Below are 17,350 nucleotides of genomic sequence, written 5' to 3' on the forward strand. Positions count from 1 at the left end.
AAATCCTCTTTTATTTTTATCATAGAGAATTTTCTACTATTTTAGGAGGATGGTTACAAAATTTTTCTCACTGCATCTATTATAGTGAATATGTAATTTTCGTCATTATGCTAAATATTACATCAATGAAAGATGCGATATTTTAGAAATTAAGTTTTATTGCTTCTATCTTATATCTAGTTAAAAAGTTTATTTAATTTTTTCTAAACAACTTTAATTTAATATAATGTAAAAAATATTTACAACTTTTTAGGAATTGTTTTCTTTTAAAATATGATTGAGCATAAATACGATAATCATTAACGCGCATTTTATGTTTATAACTTTTAAGTGGACTAGTTGCCCAAGGTGTGAAGTGTTTATAAAAACAATAGATATTTTGCGCAAGTCCCGTATGTTCTTGATACCACATTTTTCGAGTACCAGTAAAATGAATGATATAGGGTAAAGATTTTTCATTATAAAAAAATGTTTCTTTTTGCTCATCATTCATCCAAGTAAACAAATAATTCCAATTAGGATCTATGAATAGAACTTGATGTTGTAAAACAATATTTAGCGCATCTTGGTCTGGATAGATCAAATCTTTATGTTCTAACGATAATAATATTTTATTTGTTTTATTTTCTGTATCAAATTTCATCCAGTTATCAACATTAATATATAAAAAGCCGGAATTGAAATAACTTTCAGAAGTAAGCTCAAGTCTTTCTTTATTTTTTGACATATTTTGTTTATCTAATGAGTCTGGTGTCACAGCACAAATGACCGAATCTATATTTATATTTGAAATCGCTGATATGTCAGAAAAACAGAGCGTATCTGCATCTAAGTAAATAAATTTATCAACTTTCCCATATAATCGTCTTGGAACTGATAACCGAATATACATTGAACGATTAATATGAGTTATTTTATTGTTTGTTTGAACTTTATATTTATCTAGCTCTTCGCAAGGAATAATGTAGATACTAATTAGGGGGCTAATTTTTTGTAATTTCTGTTGGTCTTTTGGAGATACATCATATAAAAAAACATGGAAATGAATATTATGTTGCATATTATTAAGCATAATGGAGGTAATAGATACACCTACATGCTCAAGGTAATTTGAATCCGTACAATATGCAATGTTAATTCTATTATTCATTTCTAACGCTCTTTAAAAACTTAACCATGCTATTTAGTCATTACAAAATTGATATGTCAATATAAAATTGATTATTACTTCATTGTTTAATTTAACGTATGTTACAATGGTTCAATTTTTTTTAACCTAGTCGAACCTTGGCACAAAATGAAAGAAAATCTTTTTATCAGCGCAACTAAGACGTTATTTAGTAACGCCATAGAATCTCTAACAACCCTTCATATAGCATTTTGCTTTGATGATAATTATGCAATGCCAGCTAGCATTGCTATGTCTTCAGTAATTTTGAATAATCCCGATAAAAATCTGGTTTTCCATTTATTTGCTAATAATGTTTCTAGTGAAAAAATTATAAGATTTAATCAATTCAATAAAGAAAATATTACCATAATTTGTTACGAAATTAGCGATAATTTTTCAATTAATCCTGATACTTTAATTCTACATGTTTCGGCATCAACTTGTTTACGATTCGTTGTCCCACAGATACTAAATAAAGTCACTTCTCGAGTTTTATATTTAGATTGTGATGTGTTATGCACAAATAACCTTAATGAATTAACTAATATTGATTTAAGCAATAAATATTCAGCGGTTGTACCTGATGTCGAAAAAACACAAGAAAAACAATGCCTCGTTTGCGATATCCCATATGGTGAATACTTTAATGCTGGAATGATTTATATTAATACGGATATGTGGGTGCAAAATAACCTTACGGAAAAAGCTTTTGCGATGATTAATAGTGGTAAAGTTTATAAATTTGCCGATCAAGATGTTCTCAATATCTTAATGCAGGGTAAAACCGTATTCTTACCTAAACGCTTTAATTATCTTACTGCGCTAACTGTCGGTGGAAAAGAAGATAATCTTATCGGCGATGATGCCGTGATTATCCATTATGTCACCGGCAATAAACCGTGGTATAAACTATATTTGACGCCACTTTATCAACGTTATATCAAGTCTTCTCCATGGGCAAACGTTAAGTTATTGCTAGCTAATGAAAATGCCCCATCAACCACCAGAAGATATGCAAAATTACTTGCTAGCCAGCATAAATATTTTTCTGCATTCAAATATTATTTACTTTATTTGAAGCATAAAACTCTGAACAAACGTTAAGAAATAATACGGTAATTGGTGTTGATAAGTTTATTAGCAAAAACATGAGTTATTGTCATATGATTTTTAGATAATAAAAGGGTATTCCATATCCTTTTGTGTTTTGATGATAACGATGCCCTATTAGCTGGCATAGACATTGTTTTAAATATTGAAAATAATAAAAAAATCAAATTCGATCTCATATTTTTATGCATATTGTTTCGGAACAGAATAGACAAAAATTGGCAACAATAAAGTTTAATTATGTTTCTATAACTGAATATATTATTAATGATGAGTTTAAAGTTGATCAAAAAATACTGAACGATTTCCTATATCAGCTTATGTGCAATTAATTGCTCCCATAATTTTAAAAGATGTTGCTGAAAGATTGCTTTATATTGATAGTGATGCACTTTGCCTTAAAAACGTAGATTTATTTATCAGGTTAATTTAGAATTTGCTATTGTAGCTTCTGTTGCTGATGAGTCATATATGCAAGAGTCGCAATGTGCTAAATATAATATAGCATATGGAATTTATTTCAATTCTGGTATCATGTTGATTAATATACTATTTTGGTGTCAGGGAGATATTACTTTTAAATCTTTAAGGCTATTAAATAATGGTGATAAATACCAATATTCCAATCAAAACGTGTTAAATATTGCAGTAGGTAAAAGAAGAATTATATTAGCAAGAAAATAGAATAACTTATTGGCGCTATCAATAAATGGTAACGAGAATTCTAATGTGTCAGATGATACCGTATTGATTCATTACATAATTAAAAATCAACCTTGGCAACAGCTATATCGTTTTATATTATTTGACTCTTATTTGGAAAAGTCTCTGTGGACAGATGATTCACTGTCTTTATATACTCGAAAGAAAATATCCTCAATCCGAGCTTATTCTCGAATGATGTTTAAAGAAAAGAAACATTTGTTATCAATAATGCATTATTGAATTTATTTAAGAGTGAAATTTACAAAGAGATGTGTATGAATTTTTGTTGTTAACAAACCGTACATTCAAGTGATTATATTATTACTTCTTAAGAGAAAATTTATTGATTAAATAATTAGATTCATACACTTTATTTTTATTTAGCCCTTTGAACTGCTAGTATTCTTATATATCTTTTTTACTTAGTTATTGTTATAGTTCTAACAGTTTAAAAGTTATTAGCGATTCAATTCCGTTGCAACAATAAATCGTTATTTCAATTAACGGCTTGTTGTTTTCATAACATTGTATAATTCCAAAATTAGTTTTCAAGTTTATTGGTATTTTAAACTTATTTTTATTAGGTGCATTTTAAGTGATTGATGATTTTGCAGAGAATGGTTTGCTTGCTCAAGCGATTGATGGATTTGTGGCAAGAGAGCCACAACGAAACATGGCAAGTAAAGTTTCCGAATCCATAAAAAAACAAAATTCTCTTGTTATTGAAGCTGGAACTGGCACAGGTAAAACCTTTGCTTATTTAGTCCCTGCATTACGTAGCGATAAAAAAGTAATACTTTCAACTGGCTCTAAAAATTTACAAGAACAATTATTTAGCAAAGATCTGCCAATTATTAAAAAAGCATTAAATTATACAGGCAAGATATCCCTACTTAAAGGTCGTTCCAATTATCTTTGCTTAGAGCGAATGTATCATCAATATGCAGCTGCAGGCGATCTTGATAAAGAATTACGTGTTGATTTAGCTCGTATTAAAAATTGGTCAATTAAAACCAAAGATGGTGATATAAGCAAATGTACTACAGTCACTGAAGACAATCCAATTTGGACAATATTAACCAGTACTAATGATAATTGTCTGGGTAGCGACTGCGAACATTATAATGATTGTTATGTGGTGAAAGCGCGTAAACGGGCGTTAAATGCAGATATTGTTATTGTTAATCATCATTTATTTTTAGCTGATGTTGTTGTTAAAGACACAGGCTTTGGTGAACTTATTCCTCAAGCTGAGGTAATGATTTTTGATGAGGCTCATCAACTTCCCGATCTTGCCTGTCATTATTTCGGACAACAGCTAAGTAGCCGTCAATTATTTGATCTAGCAAAAGAAATTAATCTCTGTTATCGCACTGAAGTTAAAGATATGTCACAACTACAGCAATGTGCAGATAAACTACAAAAATGTACTCAAGATATACGCCTTGTCATTAATCAACAACCGCCAAAAGGTAACTTACGGTTTTTGTTTAACCAAGAAGCGATAAAAAAAGAGCTATCCTATCTTTTCGATGCTTTAAATTTTTGTCAAGAAGTATTGCTATTGGCAGTCGGACGTTCTTCAACCTTAGATAACTGTTTTGAACGAATTAATCAATATAATATGCTATTAAAACGGTTGCAGGAGACAAATGTAACTGGTTTTAGTTATTGGTATGAAAGTAGCCATAACTATTTTGTTTTTGCGCTAACACCATTGTCGGTTGCTGATAAATTTACCGAATTATTAACACAGCGCAAAGGTAGTTGGATTTTTACTTCGGCAACGCTATCAGTCAATAATCAGTTAGATTATTTTACCAAACGTTTAGGATTATCTGATGCAGATTCACTTATTTTAGAAAGTCCATTTGATTATTTGAATCAAACGGTTATGTGTGTGCCCCGTTATATTCCATCACCAAATGAGCGAGGTAACGCTGAAAAACTGGCCGATATTTTACTGCCAGTCATTGAAGCTAACAAGGGGCGTTGCTTCTTTCTATGTACTTCTTATGCGATGATGAATGCTTTAGCTAAACAGTTTCGAGAGCTAACAAAGTTACCAGTGTTAGTCCAAGGTGAAACGAGTAAAGTTAAATTACTTGAACAGTTTATTTATAGTGGTAATGCATTATTAATTGCAACAAGCAGCTTTTGGGAAGGTATTGATGTTAGGGGGGATACCTTGTCATGTGTTATTATAGATAAATTACCCTTTACATCTCCAGATGATCCTTTAATTAAGGCTCGCATGGAGGATTGCCAAATGCAAGGCGGTGATGCATTTTACGAAGTGCAATTACCTGAAGCGGTTATCACCTTAAAGCAGGGGGTTGGGCGATTAATTCGTCATCACAACGATCGGGGTGCGGTTATTATCTGTGATAATCGTTTAGTGATGCGACCTTACGGTGCAACATTTATTAATAGTTTGCCACCATCGCCAAGAACACGAGATATAAATAAAGTGATTAATTTTTTATTAGCTAAAAACTAATTGATAAAACTAATATATTTAGGAAAAAGAATGAGTACTATTTTAGCCATCGATACCTCCACAGAAGCTTGTTCAGTAGCTTTACTTTATCGTAATGAAATTACACACGATTTTAAAATATCTGCTCGCGATCATACAAAGCAGATCTTACCCATGATCGATAGTATTCTTAAACAATCCGATTGTTCGCTTTCTCAAGTTGATGCAATTGCCTTTGGTCAAGGTCCAGGGAGTTTTACTGGGGTTAGAATTGGCATTGGTATAGCACAAGGTTTAGCATTAGGAATTGATAAGCCGATGATAGGTGTATCAACGCTATTGACCTTAGCTCAAGGTGCGTATCGGACAAAGCAGGCGACGGATGTGATTACCGCAATCGATGCAAGAATGAGCGAAGTTTACTTAGGACAATATCATTATGAAAACAACCAATGGCAAGCGGTTATTCCAGAATGCGTGATTGCTCCCGAAAGAGTAATAGAAAAAGTGAATAATATTAATAAAAATGGTTATTGTGCTGGCACTGGTTGGCAAACTTATCCAGATATGATTAATGGTATAAGACAAAGTGATATTTTATTACCTCACGCACAAGATCTCATTATTATTGCTAGGAATAAATGGCAAAAGAATGACGTGATTGATGTTGAAGAGGTCGAGCCAACTTATTTGCGTAATGAGGTTACTTGGAAAAAACTACCAGGTCGTTAATAATAAATAAACATTAAAAAAGCCACCAAATGGTGGCTTAATTTTTATAAACTCATTTCTGGTTATTCTTTAAATAAGCCTAAATGTTCTTTAGCATACGCTTCAAAATCTGTACAGCCACCGATTGGTTTTTCATCAATAAAGATTTGCGGCACAGTTTCAACAGGTTTGCCAACACTTTTAGAAAGATCTTCTTTAGTGATACCTTCAGCATTAATATCAACATAACGATAAGAAAAATCATCACGCTCTTGAGAAAGCTTTTCGGCTAGTTCTTTAGCGCGGACACAATAAGGACAACCTTGACGGCCAAAAATTACAGTATACATTTTTTCACCTTTATTATTTATTTCAAACATGTACTTACTATACTTCACTTTTAAAGAAAAAAAAGAGGTTAAATATAGTTGGTTAAATAGATTATATCTATTGATAAAGGATTTGGAAAGTCAACTAGCTTTATGGCTAAAAACTTGAATTTGGTTGCTTATTTTTTCACAATTTCACAACCTCCTTTTACCGTGACAGAAAGGTAATTGTATTTCTATAAAAATCGGTCAGGAAAGTTATTGATTTTATTTAATTTTTTTAATTATATTACAGCATGCGTTCAACTTTATTATGTTTATTATCTAGTAGAAGTTATAATCTATATTAATTAACCAACTGGATATAAATATGTTGAAAAATTTATTATTGATTGCTTTATTGTTACCTATCTCTGTCTTTGCAGCTAAAAAAGAGTGTGAGATTAAACCCAGTTATGATATTACGATAAGCAAAGAAAGTGTACGTATTTTTAATAAAAAAAATGATTTAAACATCACTCCAAATGGCAATGTCGTCTTAAATAAAAAATCAGCAATACTTAATCCTTTATTACAAAAGAAACTGGCTCTATTTCAACAAGATTTACGACAAAAGTTACCACAGTTAGAACAACAATATTTAAACCTTTTGTTAGAGGTTAAAATAACTTTTGAACAAGCAATAAAAAATCAATTGGGCGATGATAATGGGCTTAAAAATGAATTAGACAAATTCTATAAACGTTTAGTCAAGTTATTACATGCTTCGATTATTACTGAAAATGGTAATACACGATTTTTCTACCAAAATTTTAATAATTTAAAAAAAGATGGAGAAGATATCGGTCAACGTATTTTTTATAATGTGGTGGGGGGCAGTATTTTACATTTCGATTTCTTTAAAAATTTAGGCGCAATCAAACAAATCTCTAAAAATGAGTGGAAAGCTCAAAAACCTAAATTAAAAGCTTTTGATGCCCATATTTGTTCAGTTATTACCGATATTGATGCGCAATACAAACAAATATTAGCTCAACTTAATTAATCACCTTACAAGTAAATAGACATTAATAAAAACTTTTGCGAAAATAGTACCTTTATTCGGATAGCTAAACGGAAGCTTATGACTGCACATATCATTGATGGAAAAGAATTAGCACAACAAATACGAACTGACATTGCTAATAAAGTTAACACACGTATTGAAAAAGGTCTATCTGTTCCTGGGCTTGCAGTAATTCAAGTGGGTTCAGATCCCGCATCAAAAATCTATGTCAAAAATAAGCAAAAAGCTTGTGATGATGTTGGTTTTATTTCATTTGCATATGACTTCCCAACGTCGACTACTGATGAATTGTTGACATTAATTGACGAACTCAATCAACGATCAGATGTACATGGTATTTTAGTGCAACTTCCTTTACCTGATAATATTGATAAAACTAAGGTGCTTGAACGTATTGATCCAAGTAAAGATGTTGATGGTTTTCATCCTTACAATATTGGCCACTTATTACAACGCGATCCGATTTTACGACCATGCACACCATATGGTGTGGTTAAAATGCTTGAGTCAACCGGTATTAATTTATCAGGATTAAATGCCACTGTGGTTGGTGCATCAAGCATTGTAGGTCGTCCAATGGCATTAGAATTATTGTTATTAGGCTGCACAACAACCATTACTCATAGTCGTACTATTGATTTAGCCAAACATGTGAGTAATGCGGATATCGTTGTTGTAGGAGTTGGCATTCCTAATTATGTTAAGGGTGAGTGGATAAAACCAGGCGCAATCGTGATTGATGTTGGTATCAATCGCTTGCCAGATGGTAAACTAGCCGGCGATGTGGAGTTTGATGTTGCCGTTAAACGGGCAGGTTGGATAACGCCTGTGCCTGGCGGTGTTGGTCCAATGACCGTTGCTATGTTAATGAGTAACACGCTTGAAGCATGTGAAAAATTTAGTAAGTAAGTCAAATTGATTAAGGCTCACTAAATTTTGCTCTAAAGATGTACATTAAATAAAAAATAAGGAACATGTCATGATTACATTTCACACTAATTTAGGTGATATTAAAATCAAAACTTTTGACGACAAAGCGCCAGAAACCGTTAAAAATTTTGTTGAATATTGCAAAGACGGTTTTTACAACAACACAATCTTCCATCGTGTTATTAATAATTTCATGATTCAAGGTGGCGGTTTTGAGCCAGGCATGAAGCAGAAAAAAACGAAAGATCCGATCAAAAACGAAGCGGATAACGGATTAAAAAACAATCGTGGCACATTAGCAATGGCACGTACATCTGATCCACACTCTGCGACAGCACAGTTTTTTATCAATGTGGTTGATAATGATTATCTTAATTTCCGCTCTGCGGATGTTAATGGCTATGGCTATTGTGTTTTTGCACAAGTCGTCGAAGGGCTTGATGTGGTTGATAAAATCAAAGTCGTTAAAACAGGGCGTAGCGGTATGCATTCAGATGTTCCTGTGGAAGATGTCATTATTACGAGTGTTACGGTTGAATAATCCTGTTCGTTATTTTATCGCTGATATTCATCTAACCGATAATGAGCCTGATGGTTATATGGGTATAACCGCAGGCTTTCTGTCTTTTTTAAACACATTACCCGATAATTGCGAACTGTATATTTTAGGTGATTTGTTTGACTATTGGGTTGGGGATGATGTAGAAACAAACTTATATTACCAAGTTGCACAGGCATTACAAGCCTTATCAAAACGTCATATCAAAAAATATTTTGTGCATGGTAATCGTGATTTTCTGTTAGGTAAAAGATATGCTCAGCAGTGTGATATGATTTTATTGCCAGAAATTAACTGTTTGCCCAATCAAGAAAAAAATATTATTTTTTTACATGGTGATTTACTTTGTATTGATGATCATCAATATCAAAAATTCCGAAAAGTTATGCATAATAAATGGTTACAAAAACTGTTTTTATTACTGCCACGCTTTGTTCGACTTAAAATTGCGGCTAAGTTACGGCAAAAAAGTAGCCATCATAATCAAATTAAATCTGAAACCATTATGGATGTCAATCAACAAGCGGTGGTTGAAATAATGATGAAATATAATGCGGATATTATGGTGCATGGGCATACGCACAAACCAGCTACACATCATTTTCAAATTGAAGACAACCGTGCAACGCGTATCGTGCTGGGGGCATGGCATGATGGCGTGACATATATCAAACAAGAACAAAATAGTAATACTTTAGCTCTTTATAACCATCCTTTCAAATAATCACTTTGTAAAACTTGCTCGACTTTACCAAACTCAATCAGCTTGCCTTGATCTAAAATTGCTACATTATTAGCTATCTTTTTAACTTCATTAATATTATGTGTTACATAAATAATCGGTATATTTAAATCATTGGCTAACTCATCAATATAAGTTAACAGCTCTTTTTTTCTGGGCATATCAAGGGCGGAAAGCGGTTCGTCCATCAGTAGCAATAGAGGATTGGTTAATAGTGCTCGACCGATTGCCACCCGCTGTTTTTCGCCTCCAGATAACATTGCTGGATAGCGATTTAATAATGAGTGGATATTAAGTACATTCACGATTTCGTCAAATTTTGAAGAATTGAAGTCTTTAGCACCATAAGTTAAATTTTTAATCACTTTATAATGAGGGAAGAGTAATGCATCTTGAAAAACGGTACCAATCTGCCGATTTTCTGGAACAACAAAAAGACGATTATCACAATCAACCAAAGGTACGTTATGTAGTTGAATATAACCTTGATCAGGTTTAATTAACCCATTAATAAGGTTAATTAACGTTGATTTTCCCGAGCCAGAAACACCCAAAATAGCGGTAACACCTTGACAATCTATTTCATAGTTGAATTGAAATGAAAACGAAGCAAATTTTTTTCTAACATCTATTTTTAACATACTTAATTATCCTGCTAGCTTCTTCTTATGCCATCGATTTAATAATTCGGATAAAAAAAGGGCAATGAGTGACAATACAATCGAAATAACACAAAGTCGTAATGCACCTTGTTCACCATTAGGGATTTGCAGAAATGTGTACATTGCGAGTGGTAAGGTCCGCGTTTCACCTTGAATATTTGATACAAATGTAATTGTTGCCCCAAATTCTCCTAAACAACGTGCAAAGCCGAGTACTATTCCCATTAAAACCCCAGGAAAGGCTAAAGGTAATGTGATGGTGATAAATACTCGCCACTTATGGGCTCCAAGAGTTCGAGCAACGTTTTCAAGACGTATATCAATGGATTCAATGGCTAAACGAATCGAACGTACCATTAGGGGAAATGCAACCACAGCTGAAGCTAAAGCTGCACCTTGCCAATTGAAGCTAAAACTGATATTAAAATGGTAATTTAACCACTCACCAATAACACCATGTCGCCCCATGGTTATTAACAATAAATAACCTAAAACAACCGGTGGCAAAACAAGTGGAAGATGTACAATACTATCAAATAGTGATTTACCAAAAAAGTGACAACGTGCCAATACCCAAGCCGTTAAAACACCTATTGGTAAACTAAAGACAATTGCCGTGAAGGCTATCTTTAAACTAAGTATCAAGGTTTGCCATTCAAATTCTGTTAATAGCATATTTTATTACATGACTTACTTATTAAATTATTTTGTTATAAATCCATACTTCTCAAAAATGGCTTTAGCTTGTGGTGAGTTTAAATATTGGTAAAAATCAACTGCCTTTGTATTTAATAACGTGATGGGATACACAATTGACTTAAATGTATCTGTAGGGAAGGCCCCAATAATATTTACTTTATCACTTACTTTGGCATCGGTGCTGTAGACAATGCCAAGGGCGGCTTCGTTACGCTCAACTAACATCAAAGCGTCCCGCACATTGCTAGCTGGGGCCAATTGTGATCTCAATTGGTCAAATACTCCTAAATTAGTGAGTGATTCTTTTGCATAAAGTCCAGCTGGAACATGATCAGGATCGCCAATAGCGATTCTTTCGTCTTTAGGTAAAATCGCTTGCCAATTGGTATTGGTATTAATTAAGACGTTATCTAATGGTGAACTTTTTGGGGCAATAAGAACTAATGCATTTTTTAAGAGGTCTTGTTTATTCTTCGCTATATTATGCTCAATAAGGTAAGTCATCCACTTTTGATCGGCTGACATAAATATATCGGCTGAAGCACCTTGTTCAATTTGTTTCGCTAATACTGATGACGAAGCAAACGAAAATACAATATCCACATCTTGATGTTGAGTTTTATAAGCCGTTGCAATATCTTGCATCGCATTAGTTAATGACGATGCGGCAAATACCGTCAATTTTTCAGCTGCTATTGCTGAAAAAGCCATCGCTATCATTGCCAAAGCACCAATAATTCCAATCAATTTCTTCATTATTTTCTCACAATAAAAATAAGTTAATTTTGATGATTCATGTTTTTGTCGATATTTGGCTGTGATGAAATATCTTCACTGGTTAAGTAAATTACCTAACAACCGCTATATAAAAAAATATATATCGATATTAGCAAAATTTATTTATAAAGTACAACTAAACTGATACCAGACAGCAATCAATAAGATTTGTAGCATATTTTGATGGAATACTAAAAAGCGTTTACAATAATCACTCTTATCTCCTCCAGCTTGGTTGTGCATGGTGTTAAATTATGTTCTCTCCTGAAATTTTATTAACGTTGAATATTCAGCAACAGTTATTTACTGATCCACGGCGCATTATGCTGTTAAAAGCAATTGAACAAACCGGCTCATTAAGTCAGGCTGCCAAGCAAATTGGCGTTAGCTATAAAACAGCGTGGGATGCTGTCAATGAAATTAACAAATTAGCGCCTAAACCTTTTTTAATTACCGCAATTGGCGGTAAAAAAGGCGGCGGCACTAAGTTGAGTGCTTATGCTGTTAGATTTATTCAACTTTATGATCTATTAACTCAGCTGCAACAAACTGCATTTAACATATTGAGTGATGATAAGGTCCCATTGGATGATATTTTAAAAGCTACTGCAAGATTATCATTGCAAACAAGTGCACGAAATCAGTTATATGGTACAGTTAAGCAGATTCAAACAAGCGATGTTGCTGGTTTTATTACTGTACTACTCTGTGATAATCAAACTGAGTTAACAGTTTACATTACACAGTCGAGTATCGATCGGTTAAATTTGAGTATTGATAAAACCGTCTTGTTACTTATTAAAGCCCCGCTGATTGAATTCCAAAATGAAGATGAAATCGGGAACGAGAACTGTTTATCAGTTTCTGTTGAAAAAATCACGACTGATGGTAAATGGAGCGAAATTGCTTTTTCATTATCTTCTGGCGTCGTGTTTTATGCTAGCAAGTTGGCTGATGAAGTTAAACAATCAGCCCTAACCGTAGGTAAACAAACTACGTTATTTATTCATCCACAACATATTATTGTTGCGACATTAGTTTAGCAATATGAGGTTATCATGCTACAAATAGAAAACGCACATTTTAAAATTAGTGACTACCAAGTTTTTACCATTGAATCGCTGACAATCAATCAAGGCAGCAATATTGCGTTTGTGGGGCGTAATGGTAGTGGTAAATCCCTATTAGTTAAAGCATTGAGCGGTGAACAAACATTATTATCAGGCAAAGTAATCAATCAATTTAAATCTACAGCTCATATATCGTTTGAACAATTACAAAAACTGTTTGATGATGAATGGAAACGTAATAATACTGATTTGCTAAGCAAAGGCGAGAATGATACTGGATTAACTACTCAGCAAATCATTCAAGAAAATACCTTTAATCAAGCACGTTGTCAACAATTAGCAACACAATTTGGGATAGAACATCTATTAACCAAACGTTTTAAATATCTTTCAACTGGTGAAACACGTAAAGTCTTAATCTGTCGAGTCTTGATGCAGCAGCCAGAGCTTCTGATATTAGATGAGCCCTTTGATGGTTTAGATATAGCGTCACGTGAAAATTTAGCCGAAATACTATCTGATCTTGCTAAGCAAGGTATTACTATTATTCTTGTTTTAAATCGATTTAGTGAAATTCCTACTTTTATCGAAAATATTGGCATACTAGCCGATTGTCAACTATTGAAAATTGATACAAAGGACACAATATTAAACGATACAACAGTTAAGCAATTAACTGATTTGGAAAATATTCCCAATCTACCATTACCAGAAGCTGACGAACCACCAACTCAATTAACTGAGCAATTAGATCGTGTCATATTAAACAATGGCTATGTTCATTATGGTGATAAAGCAATTATTAATGGATTAACTTGGCAAGTAAAAGCTCAACAAAATTGGCAAATTGTTGGGCCTAATGGTGCAGGTAAATCGACGCTATTAAATTTAATTACCGGTGATCATCCACAAGGATATAGCAATGATCTGACTTTATTTGGACGTAAACGTGGTTCTGGTGAAACAATCTGGGATATTAAGCGTCATATTGGTTATGTCAGTAGTAGCTTACATTTAGATTATAGAGTTAGTTCTAGTGTTAAAACTGTATTATTATCTGGTTATTTTGATTCGATTGGTATCTATCAGGCGACCAGTGATAAACAAGCCAAATTGGCTGATGAATGGTTACAATTATTAGGATTAAAAGCGCTAGCAGATAAACCGTTTCAATCACTTTCTTGGGGACAACAACGATTAGTCTTAATTGCTAGAGCTTTGGTCAAACATCCGACTCTGCTTATTTTAGATGAACCCTTACAAGGGCTTGATTATCTTAATCGAGAATTAGTAAAACGTTGGATAGATCGTTTAATTAGTGAAGGGAACACGCAGTTGCTATTTGTGTCCCATCACGCAGAAGATGCGCCAAAATGTATCACTCACCGATTAACTTTTGTTCCCAACTTCGATCATAGCTATCAATACAAAATTGAACAGCTAAGTGAAACAATTAGTTAAACCTATTAAAACTTAGGTTAAAAATAGGAATAAACATTAAAAGAAAAGGGATTTTTTTTTGAAAATTTATCTTGATAATTGAAAAAAGTTTATAAAGACTATACTTATGAAGTTATCCCCGTTGCCTGTGGATAACTCTGTGAGTAGTTTATTGAAAAAAGCGCTAACCTCAGTAAGCATCAGGATTTTTCTTAATTTGACTGTAACTTAACCATGAATATATTTTTTGTTTTTTATCAACTAGTTATCATAAATCAAGTTGTAAATTAGTTACCTTTTTTATAAACAAGAAAGTTAATAGAACGAAAAATAGAAGATTTTAAAAGGTCAAGTCCTTTTGGGGATAATTTTTATTAATAGGTAAAATATTAGGTTGTGATGTGATGAAAAAATTTAAATTATGTTCCGAATTCAAGCCAGCTGGTGATCAACCTGAAGCAATAAGAAAAATTAATCAAAATATTGAAGATGGGATTGCTCATCAAACATTGTTGGGTGTAACGGGATCGGGTAAAACATTTACCATGGCAAACGTTATTGCTAAGCATAATCGTCCAACAATTATTTTAGCGCCCAATAAAACGTTGGCCGCTCAGTTATATGGCGAAATGAAGGCCTTTTTCCCTAAAAATGCGGTTGAGTATTTCGTATCTTATTACGATTACTATCAACCTGAATCTTATGTACCTTCAACCGATACATTTATTGAAAAAGATGCTTCAATCAATGAGCATATAGAGCAGATGCGCCTTTCAGCCACTAAATCGTTACTCGAACGACGTGATGTGGTGATCGTTGCTTCGGTATCGGCAATTTATGGTCTAGGTGCACCAGAAACCTATATGTCGATGATATTGCACCTAACAAAAGGCACTATCACCGATCAGCGGTCAATTTTAACTCGCTTGGCCGAATTGCAATACACACGTAATGAAATCAACTTTAGTCGTGGTACGTTTCGTGTTCGTGGCGATGTAATAGACATCTTTCCTGCTGATTCAGATGAACTGGCAGTGCGCGTAGAGTTATTTGATGACGAAGTCGATCGTATTGTTATGTTCGATCCACTTACAGGCAATAGCATAAATGAAGTATCGCGAATAACAATTTATCCAAAAACGCACTATGTAACGCCAAGAAACATTATGGAAAATGCTATTGCACAAATTAAACAAGAGCTTAAAGAGCGTCAAAAAGTGTTGTTAGATAACAATCGGCTACTAGAGGAACAACGTTTAACTCAGCGAACATTATTTGATATCGAAATGATGACCGAGTTGGGGTATTGCTCTGGCATCGAAAACTATTCCCGCTTTTTAGCTCAGCGTAAGCCGGGTGACCCACCAGCAACATTATTTGATTATTTACCTGCTGATGGCTTGTTGTTTATTGATGAATCGCATGTAGCTATTCCGCAAATAGGGGCTATGTATAATGGCGATCGTTCGAGAAAACTTAATTTGGTCGAATATGGTTTTCGTTTACCATCAGCGCTAGATAACAGGCCTTTAAAGTTTTCAGAATTTGAAAACATCATGCCACAAACCATTTATGTATCGGCAACACCAGCTAAATACGAAATTGAAAAATCAGGTAGCGAAATTATTGAACAAGTCGTTAGACCTACAGGGTTATTGGACCCCATTATCGAAGTTCGACCCGTTTCGACACAGGTTGATGATCTATTATCCGAAATCAAAATTCGGATTAACAACGACGAACGCGTTTTGGTGACCACACTAACTAAACGTATGGCAGAAAATTTAACCGATTATTTGTCAGAACATGATGTCAATGTTAAATATTTACATTCAGATATCAACACGGTCGAACGTATGGAAATCATTCGCGATCTACGTTTAGGTAAAGTGGATGTGCTAGTGGGAATAAACCTATTGCGAGAAGGTTTAGATATACCTGAAGTTTCGTTAATAGCAATATTAGATGCGGATCGCGAAGGTTTTTTGCGTTCCGAAAGCTCCCTTATCCAAACGGTAGGGCGTGCAGCTCGAAACGTGAATGGTAAAGCAATATTATATGCTGATAGAATTACTCCAGCTATGCAAAAAACAATTGAGGAAACTGCTCGTCGTCGTAAAAAACAGGAAGATTTTAATACAGCACATGGCATCACACCAAAATCAGTACGTAAAGAAATTAAAGACGTACTAGAGGCAGGTTTAAGTACCAAGAAATCAACAGCTAAAGTACAAGCATTTGAACCCGGTAAACCTTATCATTATGTCTCTATTAAAGACGTACAGGCAAAAGTGAAAGAACTTGAAGCAATGATGTATGAAGCGGCTCAAAATCTGGAGTTTGAAAAAGCGGGTGTACTACGTGATGAAATAAAAAAATTGCGTGCGGATTTTATTAAAGTATCTTAATGACGCATCTAAATAAGGAAAATATGATGACAATAATACAAATTGATCTAGATGATCGGTGGCCTGAAGCTGTGATTCATAATAATGTCATTTATTACGCCTATGATCTTGCTGATCTTAAAAATGATACTTGTATATAAACCAAAAGTGCATTAGCTGAAATCGGCAAAATATTGGCTAGCGCTAACAGCAATAAATCGCGTATTGGATGCAACGTTATTTTTAATCAATAAAAGTGTCTTTACTGCAATGAGCAAAGAATAAAATGGAGGGTTGGTATAAGACACTAAACCAGTAGGTTGTGTAGTATAAGCAAGGTTAATGAAAAAGGAACCTATATCGACATTCAAATCGAGGCTGCAATAAAAGCTTAACTTTTCCATTACCGCCGGTACTATTCGGCGGTATTTTTATAATTATATCACTCGTATCAGGCGTATTTAGTGGCAAGAGGTAAAATCCTTACTATCCCAATTAACTCATTTTTGGTGT

16 protein-coding genes are annotated in these 17,350 nt (G+C 33.6%); 11 read left to right on the top strand and 5 right to left on the bottom strand.

All coding sequences use genetic code 11. The annotated features are described in order from the left end of the window. Positions 1-193: 193 nt before the first annotated feature. Positions 194-1,150 carry a glycosyltransferase family 8 protein gene (locus A9G23_RS09700; protein WP_065587415.1) on the bottom strand — a complete coding sequence of 319 codons (957 nt, stop codon included), beginning with the start codon at positions 1,148-1,150 and terminating at the stop codon, positions 194-196. 147 nt (positions 1,151-1,297) lie between these two features. Between A9G23_RS09700 and A9G23_RS09705 the strand changes: the two genes are divergently transcribed. The 4 genes from A9G23_RS09705 (at position 1,298) to tsaB (ending at position 6,197) form a co-directional block, all read left to right on the top strand. Further along, positions 1,298-2,275, top strand: coding sequence for a glycosyltransferase family 8 protein (locus A9G23_RS09705; RefSeq protein ID WP_081297028.1), 978 nt, complete (start codon positions 1,298-1,300; stop codon positions 2,273-2,275). Between the two features lie 420 nt (positions 2,276-2,695). Next, positions 2,696-2,965: a glycosyltransferase gene (locus A9G23_RS09710; RefSeq protein ID WP_141669940.1), complete on the top strand. Its 270-nt coding sequence runs from the start codon at positions 2,696-2,698 to the stop codon at positions 2,963-2,965. A gap of 616 nt (positions 2,966-3,581) precedes the next feature. Beyond that, positions 3,582-5,486, top strand: coding sequence for an ATP-dependent DNA helicase (locus A9G23_RS09715; protein ID WP_065587417.1), 1,905 nt, complete (start codon positions 3,582-3,584; stop codon positions 5,484-5,486). Between the two features lie 30 nt (positions 5,487-5,516). Beyond that, the gene (gene tsaB, locus A9G23_RS09720) at positions 5,517-6,197 is read left to right on the top strand and encodes a tRNA (adenosine(37)-N6)-threonylcarbamoyltransferase complex dimerization subunit type 1 TsaB (protein ID WP_065587418.1); all 681 of its coding nucleotides are present in this window, start codon (positions 5,517-5,519) and stop codon (positions 6,195-6,197) included. 62 nt (positions 6,198-6,259) lie between these two features. Here the strand turns inward: tsaB and A9G23_RS09725 are convergent, their stop codons facing one another. Next, positions 6,260-6,526, bottom strand: a complete 267-nt coding sequence (locus tag A9G23_RS09725) for a GrxA family glutaredoxin (RefSeq protein WP_034912061.1) — start codon at positions 6,524-6,526, stop codon at positions 6,260-6,262. 349 nt (positions 6,527-6,875) lie between these two features. On the opposite strand from A9G23_RS09725, the gene A9G23_RS09730 reads away from it, so the two are divergent. The 4 genes from A9G23_RS09730 to A9G23_RS09745 all read left to right on the top strand — a co-directional run bounded on the left by A9G23_RS09730 (position 6,876) and on the right by A9G23_RS09745 (position 9,784). Next, positions 6,876-7,550, top strand: a complete 675-nt coding sequence (locus A9G23_RS09730; RefSeq protein WP_065587419.1) for a DUF2884 family protein — start codon at positions 6,876-6,878, stop codon at positions 7,548-7,550. A 78-nt stretch (positions 7,551-7,628) separates the two neighbouring features. Then, on the top strand, positions 7,629-8,480 hold the full coding sequence (gene folD, locus A9G23_RS09735; RefSeq protein ID WP_065587420.1) for a bifunctional methylenetetrahydrofolate dehydrogenase/methenyltetrahydrofolate cyclohydrolase FolD: 852 nt from the start codon (positions 7,629-7,631) through the stop codon (positions 8,478-8,480). A gap of 70 nt (positions 8,481-8,550) precedes the next feature. Then, entirely contained in the window at positions 8,551-9,042 is a 492-nt protein-coding gene (ppiB, locus tag A9G23_RS09740; protein ID WP_065587421.1) for a peptidylprolyl isomerase B, read from the top strand. Then, positions 9,011-9,784: a UDP-2,3-diacylglucosamine diphosphatase gene (locus tag A9G23_RS09745; RefSeq protein ID WP_065587422.1), complete on the top strand. Its 774-nt coding sequence runs from the start codon at positions 9,011-9,013 to the stop codon at positions 9,782-9,784. The genes ppiB and A9G23_RS09745 overlap by 32 nt, the downstream gene beginning before the upstream one ends. Here the strand turns inward: A9G23_RS09745 and modC are convergent. The 3 genes from modC to modA are packed head-to-tail and all read right to left on the bottom strand — an operon-like array spanning position 9,763 to position 11,919. Further along, entirely contained in the window at positions 9,763-10,443 is a 681-nt protein-coding gene (gene modC, locus A9G23_RS09750; RefSeq protein ID WP_065587423.1) for a molybdenum ABC transporter ATP-binding protein, read from the bottom strand. The two genes, A9G23_RS09745 and modC, sit on opposite strands and share 22 nt — an antisense overlap. Before the next feature lie 6 nt (positions 10,444-10,449). Continuing rightward, the gene (gene modB, locus A9G23_RS09755) at positions 10,450-11,139 is read right to left on the bottom strand and encodes a molybdate ABC transporter permease subunit (protein WP_065587424.1); all 690 of its coding nucleotides are present in this window, start codon (positions 11,137-11,139) and stop codon (positions 10,450-10,452) included. A 27-nt stretch (positions 11,140-11,166) separates the two neighbouring features. Then, the gene (gene modA, locus A9G23_RS09760; protein ID WP_065587425.1) at positions 11,167-11,919 is read right to left on the bottom strand and encodes a molybdate ABC transporter substrate-binding protein; all 753 of its coding nucleotides are present in this window, start codon (positions 11,917-11,919) and stop codon (positions 11,167-11,169) included. 275 nt (positions 11,920-12,194) lie between these two features. On the opposite strand from modA, the gene A9G23_RS09765 reads away from it, so the two are divergent. From A9G23_RS09765 to uvrB, 3 genes are all read left to right on the top strand, one after another. Next, positions 12,195-12,983 (top strand): TOBE domain-containing protein, encoded by a 789-nt coding sequence (locus tag A9G23_RS09765; RefSeq protein ID WP_065587426.1) that lies wholly within the window; start codon positions 12,195-12,197, stop codon positions 12,981-12,983. A 15-nt stretch (positions 12,984-12,998) separates the two neighbouring features. After that, entirely contained in the window at positions 12,999-14,471 is a 1,473-nt protein-coding gene (modF, locus tag A9G23_RS09770) for a molybdate ABC transporter ATP-binding protein ModF (RefSeq protein WP_065587427.1), read from the top strand. Positions 14,472-14,851: 380 nt separating this feature from the next. Continuing rightward, positions 14,852-16,858 carry an excinuclease ABC subunit UvrB gene (gene uvrB, locus A9G23_RS09775; RefSeq protein ID WP_065587428.1) on the top strand — a complete coding sequence of 669 codons (2,007 nt, stop codon included), beginning with the start codon at positions 14,852-14,854 and terminating at the stop codon, positions 16,856-16,858. Positions 16,859-17,350: the final 492 nt, after the last annotated feature.

This window comes from Gilliamella sp. App4-10 (assembly GCF_001690495.1).
In the GTDB taxonomy this organism is placed as follows: domain Bacteria; phylum Pseudomonadota; class Gammaproteobacteria; order Enterobacterales; family Orbaceae; genus Gilliamella; species Gilliamella apicola_G.

Bases quoted from the DNA above. Each gene is read 5' to 3' on its own strand.
- A9G23_RS09700 (WP_065587415.1), bottom strand. From the start codon at position 1,150: ATGAATAATAGAATTAACATTGCATATTGTACGGATTCAAATTACCTT.
- A9G23_RS09705 (WP_081297028.1), top strand. From the start codon at position 1,298: ATGAAAGAAAATCTTTTTATCAGCGCAACTAAGACGTTATTTAGTAAC.
- tsaB (WP_065587418.1), top strand. From the start codon at position 5,517: ATGAGTACTATTTTAGCCATCGATACCTCCACAGAAGCTTGTTCAGTA.
- A9G23_RS09725 (WP_034912061.1), bottom strand. From the start codon at position 6,526: ATGTATACTGTAATTTTTGGCCGTCAAGGTTGTCCTTATTGTGTCCGC.
- A9G23_RS09730 (WP_065587419.1), top strand. From the start codon at position 6,876: ATGTTGAAAAATTTATTATTGATTGCTTTATTGTTACCTATCTCTGTC.
- folD (WP_065587420.1), top strand. From the start codon at position 7,629: ATGACTGCACATATCATTGATGGAAAAGAATTAGCACAACAAATACGA.
- ppiB (WP_065587421.1), top strand. From the start codon at position 8,551: ATGATTACATTTCACACTAATTTAGGTGATATTAAAATCAAAACTTTT.
- A9G23_RS09745 (WP_065587422.1), top strand. From the start codon at position 9,011: ATGTCATTATTACGAGTGTTACGGTTGAATAATCCTGTTCGTTATTTT.
- modC (WP_065587423.1), bottom strand. From the start codon at position 10,443: ATGTTAAAAATAGATGTTAGAAAAAAATTTGCTTCGTTTTCATTTCAA.
- modB (WP_065587424.1), bottom strand. From the start codon at position 11,139: ATGCTATTAACAGAATTTGAATGGCAAACCTTGATACTTAGTTTAAAG.
- modA (WP_065587425.1), bottom strand. From the start codon at position 11,919: ATGAAGAAATTGATTGGAATTATTGGTGCTTTGGCAATGATAGCGATG.
- A9G23_RS09765 (WP_065587426.1), top strand. From the start codon at position 12,195: ATGTTCTCTCCTGAAATTTTATTAACGTTGAATATTCAGCAACAGTTA.
- modF (WP_065587427.1), top strand. From the start codon at position 12,999: ATGCTACAAATAGAAAACGCACATTTTAAAATTAGTGACTACCAAGTT.